Origin of the sequence: Peteryoungia ipomoeae (assembly GCF_004912165.1) — a bacterium.
GTDB lineage: Bacteria > Pseudomonadota > Alphaproteobacteria > Rhizobiales > Rhizobiaceae > Allorhizobium > Allorhizobium ipomoeae.
Window position 1 is genome coordinate 18,561 of sequence record NZ_STGV01000011.1, and the last position, 18,940, is coordinate 37,500.

The window sequence follows — 18,940 nt, forward strand, 5'->3', positions numbered from 1 at the left end:
TTTGAACCTCGCCGCCCAAGCTTGAGGCGTAACGATACGAGGACGGGATATGACGGACGGGCCACAGACCGGACGAGCGCAAACTTCGATGACTGCGGTGAGCACTCGGCCAGGCATCCTAGACGGCCCTGTCACGCCGACATTGTTGCGCCTGGCCTTTCCGACTGTCGTTGTTCTTGTTTTCCAGACCATGGTGGGTGTCACTGAGACCTATTTTATTAGCTTTCTCGGAACGGAAGCGCTGGCTGGGGTGACACTGGTGTTCCCGGTGTTGATGCTCATGCAGATGATGTCGAATGGCGGGATAGGCGGTGGCGTTTCCGCCGCTGTCGCGCGAGCGATGGGAGCAGGACGAAAAGCTGATGCAGAGGGCCTAATTTGGCATGCCATCGTCATCGCGGTCATGTTCGGGACCCTATTCTCCGTAGCCGCTTTCCTGTTCGGGCCGCTCCTCTATCATTCAATGGGCGGAAGAGATGCGACGCTGACCGCAGCGCTGACCTACTCAGGCGTCGTGTTCGCCGGTTCGATCCCGATCTGGATAACGGCACTGCTTTCTTCAGCACTGCGCGGCGCTGGAAACGCGATCGTACCTGCCGTGGTAATCGTTTCTGGAACGGCCGTCCTCCTAGCCCTATCGCCGCTTTTGATATTTGGCTTGGGTCCTTTGCCAAGTCTGGGCGTCGCCGGCGGAGGAGGTGCGATCGTCATTTATTACATCCTGGCTGCCCTTGCCCTCGCACTTTATCTGCGATCGCCGAAAAGTCCGCTGAGGCTCCAAATGACCCCGCTTGAAGGCCGCTTTTTCAAGGATATACTCGGTGTCGGTCTTCCCTCTGCGGTCGGCACAATTCAGGTCAACCTTACAGTCACGTTGGTCACAGCAGCCGTTGGTCACCACGGAGCGGATGCGATCGCTGGATACGGTATTGCCTCGCGTCTCGATTATCTCCAGATCCCGATCATCTTCGGCCTTGGAACCGCCATCGTCACCATGGTCGGGATCAATATCGGCGCCAGACAGGCGGCGCGTGCCCGTCGGGTCGCCTTTGTGGGCGGAGCCCTCGCCTTGGGCATTACGCAAATCATAGGGATAGCCGCGGCCACATTCCCGAAGGTCTGGATGGGACTGTTCAGCAACGATCCGCATGTGGCGGAGATGGGGGCGCTCTATCTTAGAACGGTCGCGCCTACTTACGGTGCTGTCGGCCTTGGTTTGGCGCTGTATTTTGCAAGTCAAGGGGCCAAACGCGTGGTTCTTCCTGTTCTAGCTGGCACAGTTCGGCTGGTCATTGCCGGCTTTTTTGGCTGGGCCGCCGTTCTGTGGCTCGGATCGGACCTCGCCACGCTGTTCCAGATCGTGGCGCTGGCGGCCTTGGCGTACGGGGCTTTGACAGTGGCGGCCGTAATCTGGTCTCGGATGTTCGATGAAAACCTGCCCCCTTCCCTCGCAAGCCCATCCTCCCGATAGGCTGGCGGAACTGGATAACATCTGACCGACGTAAGGTTGGCCGCTCCATCAGGTCGGCCGATGCCGTATTGGGCAGGCAGCATTGGCCTTGGCCTCAACCTTGGATGACTTAGCCGACCATTCGTTCCAACGCGACCGCGATGCCCTGCCCGCCGCCGATGCAGAGTGTTACCATACCGCGCTTCAGATCCTCACGCTCCATTGCATACAGGAGGCGCGTGATCAGGACAGCGCCTGTTGCGCCAATGGGATGACCATGAGCGATGGCGCCGCCGTCCACATTGACGATATCAGGGCTAAGGCCGAGCTCCTTCTGGACAGCCAGAGGCACCGCGGCGAAAGCTTCATTGATTTCGATCCGCTCAATATCGCCAATCGACCATCCAGCTCGCTCTAGCGCGATCCTAACCGCTGGCACCGGACCGAGGCCGAACATGCCCGGTTCTACTCCGGCGAGTCCGTAACCTGCAATCCGCGCCATGGGCTCAAGGCCATGCCGTTGGGCAAAGCGGGCGCTTGTGACGATCATGGCCGCGGCACCGCTGTTCAAACCCGGAGCGTTGCCAGCAGTGATGGTGCCATCCTTTCGGAAAGCGGGCCGCAGGGCCGAAAGCGTTTCAATCGTCGTATCTGGTCGCGGAGCTTCATCAACCGCGAAGGAGGCTGTGCCCTGTTTTGTCTTCAGCTCGACGGGCACGATCTCTTTTTCAAAGAGGCCCCGGGCCCGGGCGGCGGCGAAGCGCTGCTGTGAGCGAAGGGCGAACTCATCCTGTTCGGGCCGAGTGAGTTCAGCCTTCGCAACCAGATCCTCGGTATGCCAGCCGGAATGCTCCCCGGATAGGCCATCAAGGAGGCCGTCGGTCAGCATGCTGTCCAGGATTTCGGCCGCGCCCATCCGGTAGCCCCACCGACCGCCACTCATCAGGTATGGAGCGCGGTCCATGTTCTCCATTCCCCCTGCAATCGCCGCTTCGCATTCTCCGGCGACAATCTGCTGGATGGCGCTCACGACAGCTTGCGCGCCAGAACCGCACACCCGGTTCACTGTCATGGCTGGAACGTTTACGGGCACCCCTCCTTTAAGGCTTGATTGCCGCGCGGGGTTCATCCGGTTGCCGGCTTGAATGACATTCCCCATGATTACGGAGCCGATCTCTGATGGAGCCAGTTTGGATCGCCTCAGCGTCTCGCCAATCACGAGTGCGCCCAGTTCTGTTGCCGGGATCTCTTTGAGAGAACCGTTGAACGCAGCGATGGGAGTGCGGACAGGATAGGAGATAACGATTTCGGAGACAGCGTCGGTTGCCATAAGATTTCCTCGCAAAACTTGGATTTGAGCGGCCTTATCGAACTGCTTGAGAGTGCCTTTCTGGTAGTCCTCACTGTTTTTGGGATCGAGGAGCAAACTCCTGCAGCCAGTGAAATCGTCAGGTCACAGCTATGCTGAGCGGGCAAGCTCGGACGACATCTTCAAGGCGCGCTGAAACGCCGGTCGCGCCTCGGCGCGGGCTATGTATGCTTCCAAGTTCGGCGTATCCCCAAGAACGTCACTTCCGCGAAGCAGGCGCAATACGCTGACCATCAGAAGGTCGCCTGCGCTAAAGCCTCCATCAAGCCATTCATCGTGACCTAGGACACGTTCCAATTCATGGAGGCGCTGAAGGAGATACCCGGCGCTCCCTGAGCTGATGCACGGCTCGATAGTATTCAACGCAGCAAACATCCACATCACTGCGCGAGATCTGTCGTGTGCGTCGGGCGGCAGCAAACCTGGATAGGTGTAGGCGATATGGTGGACAATTGCCCCAGACTCGAACAGCACGAGGTCTCCGTCCTCGTATGTCGGCATCTGGCCAAATGGATGAAGCTGGCGGTACTGGGGACGGCGCATGTCGGAAAATGATAGCAGCCGCAAACGGTAGGGCTGATGGACCTCTTCAAGCGCCCAACGGACGCGCATATCCCTGTGATAGCCTCTCCCTCCGTCCGGAGGATTTTTGAAGACGGAGACAATCGGATACATTGCGAGAACCTCTTGGAGCAAGAAATTTCGAGCAACAAGGCACTCGCGTGATTTGCTCCACTGAAGAGCTGCATCACTGCCTGCCGATCGAAATCAGATTATAGATTTCACTCGACATCTATAATCGCACTTCTCCGCAAGTCAAACGAAATCCTCGGTGTACCGGTCGAAGACGCGCACCAAGGTTGGTCTTTCGTTTGCGTCCCTCCGGACAAGATTGTCACGCAGCCTGGCTGATAAGCTTGGTTCCGATAATCTTCGCGGGAGCGGCATCCGCAGAAAGCGTCAGCTTCGCTCGAAGCGAGCGCTAAAGCAGCGGGGGTAGTCGACACCTCGAAATGTAGGTGGCCTGCCGCAGGTTTTTTTCGGGCAGCGAGTTAGGCGCCCTTACAAATCACATGAAAGCGCAATGCGGAAATTACTCCCGCAAAGGGGCCGCAAGCGGACTGTCGGATGATGGGTGCCGAACGGCGAAAACCGGACATCCATGTAAGCGGTGATGTGGTCCGCGTTTGGCCCATTGGGTCAGGATTTTGGCTGAGGCATTCGAGTGTGTTCCCTCCGCAAGTCCGTCCATCGCTCAGCGCTCCAGATGTAGCAGAGGGACGCGATGCAATTTGTGTCGGGAAAGTAACAGATTGTTTCCACGCCAGAAGCACAGATTTCAGCCTTTGACCGCGCTCTCCTTCGACAAGCAACACGCTCACAAGACTGCAGATACCCTTGTCTGCTCCTGTTGGGAGAGCAACCTAATCGTGTTCGGCCTGTTCAGAGGCTTGGAGAGTTGGAAGCCCTGAAGGTTGTCACAGCCAAGTGAAGTGAGTGTTACGCGTTGATCAGCAGTTTCGACGCCCTCTGCTGTGGTCTTCAAACCCTTGTGCCGCGCCATTTGCACAATGGCTTCGACCAGCGGCGCACCTCCATTTTCATGAAGCTGATCAACGAACATTTTGTCTATCTTGATGCGATCGACATTCAGATTGAGGAGCTGCCCGAACGACGAAGTCCCAATTCCGAAATCGTCGATGGCGAACCTGACGCCTGCATCCCGCAATGACCTGATCGCAGCCGCGGCCTTGCCTTCCGAATCTGTCGCGACCCTCTCAGTAATCTCGATCTCAAGGCGTGATGGATCAAGGCTGAATTTCGATAGCATTGTCAGGACACGTAGCGCGTAACCAGGCGCCATGAGTTCGATCGCAGACGCGTTGACAGAAATTCCAACATCGCAGTCCTGCACATCGGCTAGCAGACTGCAGGCTTCTTCAAGAACATAGAGCCCGAGTTTTTGGATCAGTCCGCATTCCTCAGCTATTGGGACAAAAACATCAGGCGATATCGCGCCAAACGTTGGATGCATCCAGCGGCAAAGAGCTTCCATCGACGACATACGACCGTCTATCGCTGAGTAGACCGGTTGATAATGAACCGCGAGTTGCGTCCCAGTTTCAAGCGCTGTGGCCAGATCGCTCTCCAGCGCTCGTCGACGCCTTAGGATTTCCTCCATATGAGTTCCAAAGACAGCGAAGGTATTTCGGCCAGCCGCTTTTGCATGATAGAGCGCGATGTCCGCGCGTCTGGTCATTTCCGTCGCGTCCACACCCGGCGAGAACAGCGAAACTCCGATGCTCGCTCCAACCGTGATGAGGCTACCCTCAATCTGGAAGGGCATACGTAGTCTGTCGATAATCTCCTCGGCGAGCCGGTCAATAGTCTTGAGATCCTCTGCGGGGAGAAGCAGCGTGAACTCATCTCCTCCGACCCGGGATACGAGCGCCGACGGGGCGATCTCCCTCAGGCGGTTTGCGACCTCCTTGATCAGGGAGTCTCCGACCGGGTGCCCGAAGCTATCGTTTACTTCCTTGAAGTGATCAAGGTCCACGAACATCACCGCGATGCCCGTTTCGGCGGTGGCGCTGTCAAGGTTCTGGACAAGGGTGCGATGGAATGTCGTTCGGTTTGCAAGGCCCGTCAGGGGATCGTGCATAGCAAGGTGCCTGAGTTCCTGCTGGCTCTCGGCAAGGCTTGTAGAGCGACGCCAAATGGCATGCCCGAGAAAGCTCATCAGAAGGAAGGCCGAGAGGCCCACCGCGATGATCACAGGAGAGACCGCCTGTATCACGCTGGCTCCCGGGCTAAATGGTTGCCATTGAAAGTAACCAATCGTGTGTCCAGATGCAGAAAGCAATGCGACGCTGGATTTATCCGGACCGTCTGTCGGTTGGCGGACGAAGATAAGGTCTTGAAACTGGTAGTCCTGCGCCAATTCCGAAAGAAGAACTCCGTCCAGATAGCGCACCGCCACATGGAGATTTTCGGCACCAGGCTTCTGCTCGATCTCTCCGCTATCGGAAATGATGGGCTTTATGCTGAAGATGGCTGCCCGCCCATTGAGGTCGAGAAGGTCGCTTTCACCAATCGAGAGAATGGTGGTACCGGCCGATATTTCACCCGCAGCAAGTCTCTTCTGTAGCTTAGAGACCAAGGGGGCGGCGATTTTGGCGATGTTTGCGCCAGAAACTGATGCTGACGGTTCAGCGACAAACTCGTATATGGGTTTGCCAGTGTTATCGAGGACGAGAGCCGCATCGTGCTGGAAATAGCTGTGCATCCATTCGCCTAGATTGGAGGCTATCCAATCCTTGTTTCGCTGCCGTACTTCGACGACTGCATCGTCCCAAACGGTTGCGCTCTCCTGATTGTGTGCGACTTCCGCTTCGAGTTTGGTCACCACAAGCTCTAGAAGGTCCTGCTGACGCTGGTTCGCGGCCTCATCTGATGTTGCAGCAGAGAGAAATAGTGCCCCGAATAAAAGGCCGACTGTCAGGGTGGCGACCGCCAGGGGTAGCCCCAAGACGAGGAACGGCTTTCGTCGAAACATTCGGTGCATACATAAACTCATAGGCAAGAGGTGCTCCAGCTTATTGCCGCCTACTTAATTTCAGGGAAATCGAATGCATGAAATTTCGCATGTGAGCCATCTAGTCCGATACAGTAGCAAACGACGTGAGGCACTAAGCTTAGCTCTGTGTGTGAGACGTACCCAAATGAAAGTGCACCCATACGCCTCACTCAGATCCAAGAGAGCGCATGGCATCACGCCGGTATCCTCTCGACGAGCTGTGAACCACTTTCGGTGCAGGTTTGACTTTTTAATTGCACCAAAGATCCGCGCCGCGAATGTCAGTTTTTGGGTGAAACTAGAACAAGCCGAATGACTTGAATGGGGGCGCAAAGCGGTCATTGCATGCGGGCCGCGAGTGGCTCATCAGAATCGCGTTGCTAGCATCGTGCTCTTGAAGGGATCCGAACCGATGACACCCTTTTTATCGCTCGAAGACAAGGGCTTACCTAGCACGCGCGCAGGACTTCATCCCGTCGTGAAAACATCACTCGTTTAGACGGTCAGCCAAACGCCTCAGGAGATCCATTCGTTCGTGAAGAATCGCTACGATGAGAGCGGGAGCATGTTCGCGAGGCAGACAGAAGATGTAGTGGTGCTGGCATCGCGCCATCCGCAGCGCCGGATAGAGTGCGCTCAGATCCTTGAAGGGAACTTTGCCCGCGGCAATGTCCTCCATTCCTCGCTCCAAAGCCGAGACGTAGTGACGTACCTGGGCGGCACTCCATTGTGTCCGTGTGTAACGGATTACCGAGCGAAGATCGGATTCTGCCTCTGCGGTCAGGATGTAAGCCGTCAAGCGCGACCTTCGGCAATCTCCTCGTCGAGGATCTCACCTACGGTTTTGGTCGACAGTTTTCCGGCGAGCCCCTCACTGATGCGCGTATTCATCAACGTCTTTAACTCTTCCCAGGCCAGTTCTCCCTCGACGTCGCCAGGAAACAGGCGCTCAAGTGCGTACTGCTTGATTGTCTTGCCCTGCAGAGCGGCTAGCGCTTTGAGGCTTTGATGTTGTTTGTCCGTTATGTCGATCGTCAAGCGGCTCATTTCACATACTCCCGAAGTGACCGACCCACATTAGCACATATGTGGTTTAGTTGCCACCATTGCAACGTTATCGCAAGACCTCGCTTGCGGGGTTCCGTCATGTCGAGCAATTGCCAATCGGCATCTATTTGCCACTGCCAGCGCGGAACCCTAGGCCATTCAATTTGCGGGAACGTGGGCACAGTCGTGGGGTTGAATATCCGCAAGCTCGGTGGATCATCCAAGCCACTGAAGAGACAAATCTGGCGTAACGTTAAATTATGGAACTTACGCATAAGCTTTTTGCGTACTAAATGGCAGCCGCTTAGACGTGCAACTCAAGGTGCCGGAACCTTTCGTCTTCTTAGACATTGACAACATGTTGCCATATTGGGAGCAGGTTGCGGAATGTCCGACCAGAACGAAGTCAGGGCCTTGGCCCTCGCCGTCTTTTCAGCTAACGGACGACTTATCAGCGCCGGGAACGAGCTTGTGGCGCATCTGGGTCTGACCAGTGCCTGGTGGCAAGTGCTTGGCGCACTGCGCTACTCGCCAGTCCCACTTCCCGCCGCATCGATCGCCCGGAATATGGGCCTGACCCGACAGGCGGTCCAGCGCATCGTGGACGTTCTGGCGGATAAAGGCCTCATCGAATTCCAGACCAACCCGCATCATCGCCGCGCAAAGCTCGTAGTTCTGACTGCAGCAGGTCTCAAAGCCGTCACAGACGCTGAGAACGTGGTGGCACCACTGGATCAGGCAATCGCGAATAAGATCGGCAGCGACCGTCTTAGGGAAGCGATCAAAACACTCGAGGAGATGGGCTGCACCATATCTGAATGGCTCGCGCGGCCTCAGTCCCGATCCCCTGAACAGAAGGAGATACCCTTGTGATCTTAGTATCTGGAGCCACCGGAGGCATCGGTGGCGAAGTCTGCAGGCTGCTTCATGAAGCTAAAGTCCAATTCCGTGCCATGTGCCGGAAGCCCGAACAGGTTGAGCGCTTCAAAAAAGACGGCATCGAGGCCGTGCTGGGGGATTTTGACCGCCCGGAAACACTTGCCGACGCCATGCAGGGCTGTGACCGGCTCTTTCTGATTACGCCCCCTACGCCCGATCAGGTCGACCAGGAAACAGCGGCAATCGATGCGGCCAAGCGTGCAGGCGTCGCAAGGATCGTGAAGATCTCCGCCTCAGATGGCAATGTTCGCTCGACCGTACCCTGGGCGAAATCACACGCGCTCATCGACCATCACTTGCGCGATGCGGGGATCGGCTGGACCATTTTGAAACCCACTGCCTTCATGCAGAACTTCTTCTGGTTCAAGGATCCGATAGCGAAGGGTTTCCTGCCGCAGATCGCCGGCAAGGGATCTGTCTCTTGGGTGGACACCCGCGATGTTGCGCGCGTTGCTGCAAGGGTTTTGATTGAAGAAGGTCACAACCACGCAACCTATTTCCTGACCGGTCCGGAGACTTTGGACATGAAGGAGGCTGCATCACGCCTGTCGCAGGTGACGAAACGAAAGGTGCGGTATCTCGATGTGCCAAACCCGATCTTCAAACTCATTCTTCGTCTGACCGGCAATTCCCGCTGGATGGCCAATGGCCTGATCGCGCAGTTCTCAGACGTTGTCGCCGGTCACCATGATATCGATCCGACCTTCGAAATCGAGCGCCTGACCGGGGTGGCGCCAAAAAGCTTCACAGCCTTCGTTCGGGACCACCGCGATGAGTTCGTCCACAGCAACTGACACACCTTAAGGGTCAACTGCCGTTCTCACCGTTCTCACCGGTCCCACTACCACCAACACCCAATTTAATCGGAGGCTGTTTCATGGCTGCCAAAGCGTCTCGTCTTGCTCATCATACCGCAATAGTCACAGGCGCGAGCTCAGGCATTGGCCTGGCCATCGCCGAAGCTATGGCGGCGGCCGGTTGCGCTGTCGCTGTCAATTACCACTCCCACGCCGAGCCTGCCCAGGAGCTGGTCGATCGCATCGTCGAACAGGGCGGGCGGGCGATCGCGATCCAGGCTGATGTATCGAAGGAGGCGGATGTCGTTCGTCTTTTTGACGAGGCTGCAAGAGCCTTCGGACGCATTGATGTGCTGGTATCGAATTCCGGCATTCAGAAGGATGCGGCAATTGCTGACCTGTCGCTCGACGACTGGAACACCGTCATCGACATCAACCTGACAGGACAGTTCCTATGTGCACGAGAGGCTGTGCGACGCTTCCGTGCCCAGCCGACGAGCGGACGCCCGGCCCGAAGTGCAGGCGTCATCATCACCATGAGCTCGGTCCACGAAACCATTCCATGGGCGGGTCACATCAACTACGCGTCAGCCAAGGGTGGCGTTCACATGTTCACGCGAACGCTTGCACAAGAGGTTGCATCCGATGGGATCAGGGTGAATGCCATCGCACCTGGGGCCATCAAGACACCAATCAACAGAGACGCTTGGGAGAGCAATGAGGAATTGACGAAATTGCTCAGGCTCATCCCCTACGGTCGCATCGGTGAGCCAGGGGACGTGGCAAAGGCGGCCGTGTGGCTGGCATCCGACGAGGCCGACTACGTCACCGGGACCACGCTCTACATTGATGGTGGCATGTCCCTATATCCGGAGTTTCGTGACAATGGTTGAGCAACTTCGTACGATTGGCGATCATGGCATCATTGGTGACCTTGAAACCGCAGCTTTGGTCGCGCGTGATGGAACGATCGACTATCTGTGTTGGCCGGCCCTCGATAGTCCGAGCATCTTTGCCGATCTGCTGAATAGCGGCAAAGGTGGGGCTTTCGAAATCAAGCCTGAGCTAGATAATCCTCGCCACTTTCAACTCTATGTCCCTGACACCAATGTCTTGGTCACACGCTTCATGGCCAAGAGCGGCAGTGCGGAAGTTTTGGATCTCATGCCACAGCCGGAGGCCCGCATGCGAGCAGGCCGCTGCGCGCGTAGTCTTATTCGCCGGATAACCGTGACCAGCGGGAAAGTGACCTTCACGGTGCGTTGCGCGCCGCGGTTCGACTATGCTCGCGAGATCCCTGAGGTGGCCGCCATCGAAGGTGGCGTAAGCTTCCAGGGCGAAGATCTTTCGCTGTGTCTTTTCGCCTCGGTCCCGCTTGAACCCAATTCTGAGGACGCGAGTGCGCGATTGACCCTGTCGAAGGGAGAAAGCGCATGGTTCGTCCTGGGCGATGATACCATGACACCACCGGATGACGCCCTCGTGTCGTCGCTGATTGAGGAAGCGATCAACGCGTGGCGCTCATGGCAGGGGAAGTCGACCTACAAAGGGCGCTGGCGCGAACAGGTGCTTCGCTCCGCACTCACGCTGAAGCTGTTGACCTCGGCGCGCTACGGTTCAATCGCGGCCGCAGCCACATTCTCTTTGCCTGAGGCGCTGGGTGCAGGACGCAACTGGGACTATCGGGCGACCTGGATTCGTGACGCCTCATTCACTGTCTATGCGTTTATGCGGCTCGGCTTCGTTGAGGAGGCCGAGCACTTCAATCGATGGGTCAGCGAGCGCGTCGGAAATTGCGACCGTTCCTCTCCATTGCGCATTATGTACGCGCTCGACGGGTCGGCGATGGCCGATGAACGCGAGCTATCGCATCTTGCGGGTTACGCAGAGAGCCAACCGGTTCGCATTGGCAATGCCGCCCATGCGCAAACGCAGTTGGACATCTTTGGCGAACTCCTCGACAGTGTCTATCTCTCGAACAAATATGGCTCTGCGATCAGCCATGACGGGTGGGAGCATGTCCGTACTATCATCGATCATGTGGTCGAGCATTGGCATGAGCCGGATGCTGGTATCTGGGAGATGCGCTCCAAGCCGCGCCATTTCCTTCACTCCCGATTGATGTGCTGGGTTGCACTTGACCGTGCGATCCGGCTGGCCAGAAAACGTTCGCTCGCCGCCCCGCTCGTCGCGTGGACCGAGACCCGTGACGCGATCGCCGGTGATATCTGGGACAACTTCCGCCATCCCGAGCACGGTTATTTCGTGCAGGAGCGCGGTGGGACTGAGCTTGACGCGGCTCTGCTGATGATGCCGCTCGTCCGGTTTGTTTCTTCCAGCGACCCGATCTGGCTCAAGACGCTTGATGCCATTGGTGAACAGCTGTGTGACGACGGGCTGGTGTATCGCTATCGCGGCGCAGATGGCCTGGAGGGAGAAGAAGGCGCCTTTACCACCTGCACTTTCTGGTATGCGGAATGTCTTGCACGTGCGGGGCGTCTTGAGGAGGCACAGATGAACCTGGCAAAGGGTCTCGCCTATGCCAACCACCTGGGACTATTCGCGGAAGAAGTCGATGTCCGCGGCCTTCCGCTTGGCAACTTCCCCCAAGCGCTCAGCCATCTGGCCTTCATCAGCGCCGCCTATTTTCTCGACCGACGGCTTGATCCCACACATCGGCCGAGTTGGCAGCCTTGATGCCTGCCTCGCCCTATCCAGGTCATGCCTCAAGAGGAGCTTCGCTGGTCCCAGCGCCACATATATCATGACGGTGAACTGAGTTCTTTCAAGGCAGCGTTACGGCTCACCTCACATTGGTGGTCCACTCGAACATATGAAACTGAGAGAGTATAATGCATATCCTCATTGTTACAGCTCATCCTGATCCTCATTCGTACACGCACGCCATCGTCTCCAGTCTGCGCGAGGGGATCGAGACGGTATCAGGTGTGACTCATGAAATACTGGATCTGGTAGAAGCCGATTTTGACTCCAGGTTTTCATCCCGCGACAATGACGTGTTCCATGGCCGAGGACAGGTGTCTGACGATGTACGCGCCGAGCAACTTCGAATTGACCGAGCAGACGTGCTTGTGTTGGTCTTCCCGGTTTACTGGTGGTCGATGCCCGCCATCATGAAAGGCTGGATCGACCGAGTGTTCATCGCAGGCTGGGCTTTCAATGAAGATCCTGAAAAGGGTATTACCCGACTGCTAGGTCGACTTAAAGGACGGATCGTTGCGATCGGAGGGGCTGATCGGGGTACGTATGAGCGTCGCCGTTATCTCGATGCAATGCAGGCCCAGATTGCGCAGGGGATCTTTGGTTATTGCGGGATGGAGACCCTGGGCTTTGACCTCTTGCTTCCTTCTGATGACCAAGACCGCAAAGAGGCTCTTCAAAGAGCGTTCGAAATAGGACGAAGCACTGCCGAAGCTGAGCTGTAAGATGTGACTCTGTTCACTTTTGAGGTGCAACAGTGATCTGATGTGTCCCAATGCCTTTGCGTTTGCCGCAGTAGCAGTTGCCGCACTCTGGGTCCCCGGATCCGTGCAAGCTGGACCATTACCGGATGAAGGTACCGTCGACTACCAGCTTGGCGGCGGCTACCCGCCGCCTCCCGGCGTCACGATCATCGTGCGCGATAGCACAGACAAGCCGGAGCCGGGACTGTTTAACATCTGCTACGTCAATGGGTTTCAGACGCAGCCTGGCGAGGTATGGCCCAAGGCACTACTCGTGCCCGGGCCGGATGGGCAACCGCTGGTCGACCCGGGGTGGCCAGATGAGTTTCTGTTGGACGTGTCAACGGAGAGAAGCAGGGAGCTCAACCTTACCCGTATCGAACCCTCGATCCAGGTGTGCGCCCGCAAGGGCTTTGACGCGGTCGAGTTCGATAACCTTGATTCTTACACCCGTTCGCGTGGTCACCTTAACCGAACCGACGCCCTAGTTTTTGCGAAGTTGCTCGTTGCCACCGCTCGCAAATATGGCCTGACTGCAGGTCAGAAGAACGCGAGCGAGCTGGGCACAGAGGGACGCGATGAGGCAGGGTTTTCGTTCGCGATAGTGGAGGAGTGTGATCGTTGGCGGGAATGCGATGCCTACACAAGCGTCTATGGAGCTACGCAGGTCATCTACATTGAGTATGCTGACGATCTTCGGATTGACTTTGCGACAGCCTGTGCACAACCGCAACGCCCTCGAAAAATGATAATCCGGGATAGGATGCTGCTGCCTGCGGGGTCCGCAGACCAGGATTTCCGAACATGCGACTAGGAACAAACTCGGCCGTTGCCAGTCGACTTTGCACTCACCTGCACAATCCGCCCGCCAGGGATCAGCAACCCTAGTCGATGCTGGCGTGCCGAGAAGCAATCGGACGCAACTCTCGCCACAGATCCCGCATTCAACATAGCGGGTGGGCCTCCGTCTTGATTGCCAGGATACGCATCTCGGAATAAACCGCGATTGGCAGGTTCCGGCGAGTGTCGAGGACTTCTGCTGGCGCGAAGGCGTGAAGCGACTTAACGTCACTAGCTCCTTTCGAAATCCATGTGACTTCGCACATCGGAGAGGCGCCAACTATGCGACGCCAACCCGGGAAGAGTGCTCTTCATTCGAGCAGGGTTGCTCCAGCTCCCCTTTCCGCCAACACGTCGCCTGGATTGCGCAGCGGACAGTCCTTAAGGGACAGGCAACCGCAGCCGATGCAGCCCTGCATTTGATCGCGAAGCTGGGAAAGGCCCTTGATGCGATCATTCAGTCGATCGGCCCAGTTCGCAGACATCCTTCCCCATTCCTCTGCCGTCGGGGCACGGTCCTCAGGTAGGGAGGACATCGTGGCCCTGATCTCCGCTAGAGAGATTCCGGCGCGTTGCGCTATTTTTATGATGGCCACATGTCGCAGCAGGCCGCGCGGGTACCTTCTCTGGTTACCCTTGGTCCGCCGAGACGTGATCAGACCCTTCTTTTCGTAGAAATGCAGGGTCGAGATGGACACCCCGGACCGCTGCGCCATTTCGCCGATTGTGAGTTCGTTGGGCATTCGAGCTTGATCCTGAGTGATATCCGAATGGAAAAATCTGCTCATCTTAGAGATCGCATAGGGCATTGATTATGCCTTGACCTAAACCATGGTCAAGGTTTGATAAGCCTTCCTGTCGCTGACGACACGTCGCGATCCGCGCCACAACCAGTCGGCCAGACGCTTTCCGCATCTGACCTGACCTGGCCATGAGCGGCTTCTTACCAGTCAGAACAAACAGGAAGCACATGTCCCGTAATACTGTCCCACGCTCATCGCCCTCCCCCCTTCCAGTCGCACAGTCTCAGGCCAAGTGGCCCGCAGTCGGTGCATTGGCCTTCACATTGTTCGGTCTTGTGGCCAGTGAACTAATTCCGATCGGACTGATCCCTCCCATGGCAGCCGATCTGGATGTCAGCGGGGGCGCCGCCGGTCAGGCAATCACAGCCACTGCTGTCGTTGCCGCCATCACCGGCCCGTTACTTGTGTTAACCTCTAGTCGTGTCGAACGGCAGAAGGTGATGTGGCTGCTCTGCCTCTTCTTCTTGGCGGCGACGTCCCTTTCCGCCTTGGCGACCAGCTTGCCGCTTCTGCTGATTGCTCGGGCTTTGTTGGGCGTAGCGCTCGGGGGCACGTGGGCGATGGCTATTGCACTCGCGATGCGGCTGGTACCCGAGGCCTCCGTTCCACGTGCCCTGGCAGTCATCTTCACCGGCGTCTCCATAGCGAACATAATCGCAGCGCCCGTCGGCGCATGGTTAAGTGACTTGCTGAGCTGGCGTACCGCATTCGCCCTATCGGCGGGTTTCGCGCTTGTCGCACTCATCGGTCAGATCGCCACCATCCCTAGCCTTCCGGCAGCTGCCCCACCCACACTCAATTCGTTTCGAGCGACGCTTCGAAGACCCGCTATCTTTGTCGGCTTGGTGACCACGTTTTTGGTCCTGTGTGGCAATACGGCGGGCATCGCGTTTCTGCGGCCCTATCTGGAAGGTGGTGCACTTGATATAAATCTCATTTCGGGTGTGCTCCTGGTTTTTGGGATCTCTGGGTTTCTGGGCAATTTGGCCGGCGGATCGCTATCGGCGCGCAGTCCCGCCATTACTGCGGGGGGCGGTGCGCTCGCGATCGCAATAGGGACGGCTGTTCTGGCGAGCCAAGGACAAGTAACCGCATTGGTGATAGCTGCCACAGCCCTTTGGGGATTAGGCTTTGGTGCGTTTCCCGTCGCCATCTCCAGTTGGAACGCGAAAGCTGCGCCCGATCAGGCTGAGAGCGCTGGTGCTATCTTGTCGACAGCTTTTCAAGTTGCGATAGCCAGTGGCGGGGTCGTCGGGGGAATTCTCATTGACAGTCTAGGCGCTGCTGCTCCGATTCACAGCGCGGCAGCCGCGGCTGCAATGGGAGCTGCAGTGATGCTGTTGATCGGCCGTCGATGGGAAACACGAGAGACCGCTGCCTGACTCCCCTGCCCGTTTAGCTCAAGCCTTGTGTTTTCAAACTAAGAACGCCGCGCGTCGAAGAATGCGCGGCGACTATCATCATCGATGGCTCCCGCGAACATCGACATCGCTACGCATTACACGGTAAGCGACAAGCCGGGGCCGCTCTGGGGGTGTAATTGCAGGGCATAAGTTCGTCGCCATGGCTGCTTTGCCAGCCGTTGGCAGCAGGCGTCCAGTGACAGGCGACTCAAACTACCGTGACGATAAAGACGGCTACAAGCAACCACGGGACCAGACCGATCCACCCTGCCATAGGAGCTTGACAGATCAGTGAGCCATCGGTGGCACGTTTAAATCCCAGCCAGTTAAATCCTCTCTCGGTCGAGGATATCGATTGCACGCGCACCTTCCCGAAGGTGATGAGCGGCAATACGAGTTTGGCGGTCGTGTAGCCAATTACCTCAAAAATGAAGTCAATAATGAACAAGTTCGGCTCCGGTGCGATGGTTGATGGCAACAAGTCGGCAATTCAGTTGATCAGATAGTCGGCGACAGGGGTTAATCTCTGACGAAGATGAGCTTCCGAATTGAGACTGTTCAGCATACGCGACGAGCCGAGGCTATTCAGGCCGTGTAGTTCCAGGGCATGAGTGCATCGAGATCGCTGCTGGGCCAGCCGTTGGCGATTCGCTCAAGGGTCTGGGTGAGCCAGGCCTGCGGATCGACGTTGTTCATCTTCGCCGTCTGAAGGAGCGTGGCGATTGTCGCCCAGGTCCTTCCGCCGCCATCGCTGCCAGCGAAGAGACTGTTCTTTCGCGTAATTGTCTGGGGCCTGATGGCGCGCTCAACGATGTTGGAGTCAAGCTCGATGCGGCCGTCGGTGAGGAAGCGCTCGAAGATGGAGCGACGCGAGGTGGCATAGCGGATCGCCTCAGCGAGCTTCGACTTGCCGGAGATCCGCGGCAGGGTCCTCTGCCAGAGGGCGAAGAGCTCGTTGACTACAGCAGCAGATGTCGCCTGGCGCGCCGCGACACGGCCGTCAGGGCTCTGCCCCCGCGCTGCTGCTTCCACTTCCCAGAGCTTTGCCATCAGATCCACCGTCTCGGTGGCGATCCTGGAACTATCCGAGGCGTGGAGCTCGTAGAACTTGCGCCCGCTATGGGACCAGCAGCCGGCGAGTATCACGCCATCATTGCCGCCGTCGGATCGGGCGAGCTTGTTATAGGCACCGTGCCCGTCCACCTGAAGGATACCGCGATAGCCACTCAGATGCCGGGCGACCCGGTCGCCAGCGCGGCTATCTTCGAAGCGATAGGCGACCATCGGCGGACCACTGCCACCGAAGGGTCTGTCGTCTCGGGCATAGGCCCAAAGCCAGGCCGTCTTGGCCGATCCGGATCCGGGCGCGAGCGTGGGCAACGTCGTCTCGTCAGCAAAGATGCGCTCCGCCTTCTTGATCTCGGCTAGAATGTAGTCGGCCAGGATATCGAGCTCAAAGCCGAGCTTGCCCATCCATTGAGCCATCAGCTTCCGGTCCAACTCGACCTTGTCGCGGGCGTAGATTGCCTCCTGCCGATAGAGCGGAAGGCCATCGGCATACTTCGAGACCGCGATCTGGGCGAGAAGCGCTTCCGTCGGAATGCCGCCCTCGATGATGTGCGCGGGCGCGGAAGCTTGAATGACGCCGTCCTCGTTTTTGAAGGCATACTTCGGCCGGCGGGTGACGATGACGCGGAACTTCGCCGGTACCACGTCCAGCCGCTCCGAGACATCTTCTCCGATCAGCACCTTCTGTTTGCCCGCGTGCTCGGGCAGTTCATCCGGCTCGATCACGACTTCGACCCGTTCCAGATGAGGTGCAAAGCCCTTGCGCGGTCGCGGTGGACGTTTGCCATCGGGAGGGGTGACGCTCTTGTTCACCTGGGCTCTGATTGCAGCAATCCCGGTCTCGATTTCCTCGAAGACAAAAGCCTGTTGCTCATCATCGATGGTCGGAGATGCGAGCTTCTCCGATCGCCGGCCAAAGCGGGCACGATCGAAGGCTTTCAGGATCTGGGTGAGTCGTTCGATGCGTTCATCAGCATCGGCGTTTTTCGCCTTCAGATCTGCGACCTCGCTCTCGAGAGCATCGGCGCGCGCAGCCTTCTCGGCCATGGCAAGGACCATGGCTTTCAGGGTCTCTACATCATCCGGGAGCTGCAGATCGGGCGGCGTCATAAGGCCTACCAGAGCATATTTTGCTCCAGTTTTCCTGCCCTTTCAGGCGGTTGATTCACTTCGCCGCAGGCCTTTACCCAACAATCTCCGGCGGCTTCACCGCGACTGAACGGACACGTTTCCAGTCCATGCCATCAACGAGCGCCATGAGCTGGGCATGGTTGAGCTGCACCCGGTTGTGGCCGATCCGAGGCCAACAGAACTGCGCCTTCTCCAATCGCTTCGAGTAGAGGCAGATCCCTGATCCATCCCACCAGACGATCTTGACCCGGTCGGCCCGCTTCGCCCGGAAGACATAAAGGGAGCCATTGAATGGATCATTGCCGGCATCGCGCACCAACGACAGCAAGCTGTCCGGCCCTTTGCGGAAGTCGATGGGATGGCTGGCGAGGAAGACCTTTACACCTGCGGGGATCATGCTGAGCGAACCGCCCGGATCACGCGCTGCAGATGCACTTCTTCGACATGTCGGTCGGCCCGCACGACGATACCGCCAACTACGATTTCGACGACGGAGTCGGGGCCTGGTGCGGCGCTCTGCCTTTCGACTGCCGGCGCTAGTTGCCCAGGCTCCTCACTGGCCAACAGTTCTCTACGCCAACGGTAGAGTTGAGATGGCAGGATCCCAATCTGCCGCGCGACTGCCGACATGTTCACACCGGGCTGACAGGCCTGCTCAACCGCTGTGGCCTTGAATTCGTCGGACCAGAACCGCCGCAACTGTCGCGGCGACCCGTCAAGGCGATCGGGCACCGCCTCAATCATTCGCATCAATCCAAGGCTAGCCGCAGGCCTAGACATAGATCCTCACATTCAGAGAACTCGTATGTCCGGAATACCCTGCCCAGCATCAGCGACGCCAGATGGGGTCTCCTTGCCGCTTACATTACACGACAGTCGACCTCGAGATGCTTAGGCTTGGCTTTTGAAGGGATTAGAACTGGCTACGCCCTTCCTAGCACGACATAAAGCCATCGCTGTCACGCCGCCTTTTGGTCGCCGGAAGTCTTGGGCCATCCGACGAAGACCTTGTCCGTCGTCGAATGATTTGAGACGTTTTGTGCTTTGGAAGA

General features: G+C 57.6%; 18 protein-coding genes. 8 read left to right on the forward strand and 10 right to left on the reverse strand.

Annotated features, from left to right (window positions below):
- Positions 1 to 49: 49 nt before the first annotated feature.
- A complete protein-coding gene (locus FAA97_RS20520) occupies positions 50 to 1,471 on the forward strand; it encodes an MATE family efflux transporter (protein WP_136600442.1) in 1,422 nt (473 codons plus the stop codon).
- Between the two features lie 109 nt (positions 1,472 to 1,580).
- Here FAA97_RS20520 and FAA97_RS20525 read toward each other — a convergent pair whose 3' ends face one another.
- The 5 genes from FAA97_RS20525 to FAA97_RS20545 all read right to left on the reverse strand — a co-directional run bounded on the left by FAA97_RS20525 (position 1,581) and on the right by FAA97_RS20545 (position 7,443).
- Entirely contained in the window at positions 1,581 to 2,780 is a 1,200-nt protein-coding gene (locus FAA97_RS20525) for a thiolase family protein (RefSeq protein ID WP_136600443.1), read from the reverse strand.
- Positions 2,781 to 2,909: 129 nt separating this feature from the next.
- Positions 2,910 to 3,494, reverse strand: coding sequence for a glutathione S-transferase family protein (locus FAA97_RS20530; protein WP_136600444.1), 585 nt, complete (start codon positions 3,492 to 3,494; stop codon positions 2,910 to 2,912).
- Between the two features lie 703 nt (positions 3,495 to 4,197).
- Positions 4,198 to 6,384, reverse strand: a complete 2,187-nt coding sequence (locus FAA97_RS20535) for a bifunctional diguanylate cyclase/phosphodiesterase (RefSeq protein ID WP_136600445.1) — start codon at positions 6,382 to 6,384, stop codon at positions 4,198 to 4,200.
- A gap of 499 nt (positions 6,385 to 6,883) precedes the next feature.
- Positions 6,884 to 7,195 (reverse strand): type II toxin-antitoxin system RelE/ParE family toxin, encoded by a 312-nt coding sequence (locus FAA97_RS20540; protein ID WP_136600446.1) that lies wholly within the window; start codon positions 7,193 to 7,195, stop codon positions 6,884 to 6,886.
- The gene (locus tag FAA97_RS20545) at positions 7,192 to 7,443 is read right to left on the reverse strand and encodes an antitoxin (RefSeq protein WP_094542217.1); all 252 of its coding nucleotides are present in this window, start codon (positions 7,441 to 7,443) and stop codon (positions 7,192 to 7,194) included. The genes FAA97_RS20540 and FAA97_RS20545 overlap by 4 nt, the downstream gene beginning before the upstream one ends.
- A 387-nt stretch (positions 7,444 to 7,830) precedes the next feature.
- On the opposite strand from FAA97_RS20545, the gene FAA97_RS20550 reads away from it, so the two are divergent.
- From FAA97_RS20550 to FAA97_RS20575, 6 genes are all read left to right on the forward strand, one after another.
- Entirely contained in the window at positions 7,831 to 8,316 is a 486-nt protein-coding gene (locus tag FAA97_RS20550; RefSeq protein ID WP_136600447.1) for a MarR family winged helix-turn-helix transcriptional regulator, read from the forward strand.
- Positions 8,313 to 9,176, forward strand: a complete 864-nt coding sequence (locus tag FAA97_RS20555; protein WP_136600448.1) for an SDR family oxidoreductase — start codon at positions 8,313 to 8,315, stop codon at positions 9,174 to 9,176. The genes FAA97_RS20550 and FAA97_RS20555 overlap by 4 nt, the downstream gene beginning before the upstream one ends.
- 83 nt (positions 9,177 to 9,259) lie before the next feature.
- Positions 9,260 to 10,072 carry a 3-oxoacyl-ACP reductase FabG gene (gene fabG / locus FAA97_RS20560; RefSeq protein ID WP_136600449.1) on the forward strand — a complete coding sequence of 271 codons (813 nt, stop codon included), beginning with the start codon at positions 9,260 to 9,262 and terminating at the stop codon, positions 10,070 to 10,072.
- Positions 10,065 to 11,876 (forward strand): glycoside hydrolase family 15 protein, encoded by a 1,812-nt coding sequence (locus tag FAA97_RS20565; protein ID WP_136600450.1) that lies wholly within the window; start codon positions 10,065 to 10,067, stop codon positions 11,874 to 11,876. The genes fabG and FAA97_RS20565 overlap by 8 nt, the downstream gene beginning before the upstream one ends.
- A 155-nt stretch (positions 11,877 to 12,031) precedes the next feature.
- The gene (locus tag FAA97_RS20570; protein WP_136600451.1) at positions 12,032 to 12,625 is read left to right on the forward strand and encodes an NAD(P)H-dependent oxidoreductase; all 594 of its coding nucleotides are present in this window, start codon (positions 12,032 to 12,034) and stop codon (positions 12,623 to 12,625) included.
- A gap of 40 nt (positions 12,626 to 12,665) precedes the next feature.
- Positions 12,666 to 13,457, forward strand: coding sequence for an endo alpha-1,4 polygalactosaminidase (locus FAA97_RS20575; protein ID WP_136600452.1), 792 nt, complete (start codon positions 12,666 to 12,668; stop codon positions 13,455 to 13,457).
- A gap of 337 nt (positions 13,458 to 13,794) precedes the next feature.
- Here the strand turns inward: FAA97_RS20575 and soxR are convergent, their stop codons facing one another.
- Positions 13,795 to 14,226, reverse strand: coding sequence for a redox-sensitive transcriptional activator SoxR (gene soxR, locus FAA97_RS20580; RefSeq protein ID WP_136600453.1), 432 nt, complete (start codon positions 14,224 to 14,226; stop codon positions 13,795 to 13,797).
- A 227-nt stretch (positions 14,227 to 14,453) separates the two neighbouring features.
- On the opposite strand from soxR, the gene FAA97_RS20585 reads away from it, so the two are divergent.
- On the forward strand, positions 14,454 to 15,668 hold the full coding sequence (locus FAA97_RS20585; RefSeq protein ID WP_136600454.1) for an MFS transporter: 1,215 nt from the start codon (positions 14,454 to 14,456) through the stop codon (positions 15,666 to 15,668).
- A gap of 229 nt (positions 15,669 to 15,897) precedes the next feature.
- Here FAA97_RS20585 and FAA97_RS20590 read toward each other — a convergent pair whose 3' ends face one another.
- From FAA97_RS20590 to FAA97_RS20605, 4 genes are all read right to left on the reverse strand, one after another.
- Positions 15,898 to 16,137, reverse strand: a complete 240-nt coding sequence (locus FAA97_RS20590) for a hypothetical protein (protein WP_136600455.1) — start codon at positions 16,135 to 16,137, stop codon at positions 15,898 to 15,900.
- 137 nt (positions 16,138 to 16,274) lie between these two features.
- Positions 16,275 to 17,867: an IS66 family transposase gene (gene tnpC, locus FAA97_RS20595; RefSeq protein WP_136600456.1), complete on the reverse strand. Its 1,593-nt coding sequence runs from the start codon at positions 17,865 to 17,867 to the stop codon at positions 16,275 to 16,277.
- Positions 17,868 to 17,940: 73 nt separating this feature from the next.
- Entirely contained in the window at positions 17,941 to 18,285 is a 345-nt protein-coding gene (gene tnpB, locus FAA97_RS20600; protein ID WP_136600457.1) for an IS66 family insertion sequence element accessory protein TnpB, read from the reverse strand.
- The gene (locus FAA97_RS20605; protein ID WP_342774493.1) at positions 18,282 to 18,668 is read right to left on the reverse strand and encodes a transposase; all 387 of its coding nucleotides are present in this window, start codon (positions 18,666 to 18,668) and stop codon (positions 18,282 to 18,284) included. The genes tnpB and FAA97_RS20605 overlap by 4 nt, the downstream gene beginning before the upstream one ends.
- Positions 18,669 to 18,940: the final 272 nt, after the last annotated feature.

What these genes read in the sequence shown, in the direction of transcription:
- FAA97_RS20520 (WP_136600442.1), top strand. Translation starts at nt 50, where the DNA reads ATGACGGACGGGCCACAGACCGGACGAGCGCAAACTTCGATGACTGCG.
- FAA97_RS20525 (WP_136600443.1), bottom strand. Translation starts at nt 2,780, where the DNA reads ATGGCAACCGACGCTGTCTCCGAAATCGTTATCTCCTATCCTGTCCGC.
- FAA97_RS20530 (WP_136600444.1), bottom strand. Translation starts at nt 3,494, where the DNA reads ATGTATCCGATTGTCTCCGTCTTCAAAAATCCTCCGGACGGAGGGAGA.
- FAA97_RS20535 (WP_136600445.1), bottom strand. Translation starts at nt 6,384, where the DNA reads ATGCACCGAATGTTTCGACGAAAGCCGTTCCTCGTCTTGGGGCTACCC.
- FAA97_RS20545 (WP_094542217.1), bottom strand. Translation starts at nt 7,443, where the DNA reads ATGAGCCGCTTGACGATCGACATAACGGACAAACAACATCAAAGCCTC.
- FAA97_RS20550 (WP_136600447.1), top strand. Translation starts at nt 7,831, where the DNA reads ATGTCCGACCAGAACGAAGTCAGGGCCTTGGCCCTCGCCGTCTTTTCA.
- fabG (WP_136600449.1), top strand. Translation starts at nt 9,260, where the DNA reads ATGGCTGCCAAAGCGTCTCGTCTTGCTCATCATACCGCAATAGTCACA.
- FAA97_RS20565 (WP_136600450.1), top strand. Translation starts at nt 10,065, where the DNA reads ATGGTTGAGCAACTTCGTACGATTGGCGATCATGGCATCATTGGTGAC.
- FAA97_RS20570 (WP_136600451.1), top strand. Translation starts at nt 12,032, where the DNA reads ATGCATATCCTCATTGTTACAGCTCATCCTGATCCTCATTCGTACACG.
- FAA97_RS20575 (WP_136600452.1), top strand. Translation starts at nt 12,666, where the DNA reads ATGTGTCCCAATGCCTTTGCGTTTGCCGCAGTAGCAGTTGCCGCACTC.
- soxR (WP_136600453.1), bottom strand. Translation starts at nt 14,226, where the DNA reads ATGCCCAACGAACTCACAATCGGCGAAATGGCGCAGCGGTCCGGGGTG.
- FAA97_RS20585 (WP_136600454.1), top strand. Translation starts at nt 14,454, where the DNA reads ATGTCCCGTAATACTGTCCCACGCTCATCGCCCTCCCCCCTTCCAGTC.
- tnpC (WP_136600456.1), bottom strand. Translation starts at nt 17,867, where the DNA reads ATGACGCCGCCCGATCTGCAGCTCCCGGATGATGTAGAGACCCTGAAA.
- tnpB (WP_136600457.1), bottom strand. Translation starts at nt 18,285, where the DNA reads ATGATCCCCGCAGGTGTAAAGGTCTTCCTCGCCAGCCATCCCATCGAC.
- FAA97_RS20605 (WP_342774493.1), bottom strand. Translation starts at nt 18,668, where the DNA reads ATGTCTAGGCCTGCGGCTAGCCTTGGATTGATGCGAATGATTGAGGCG.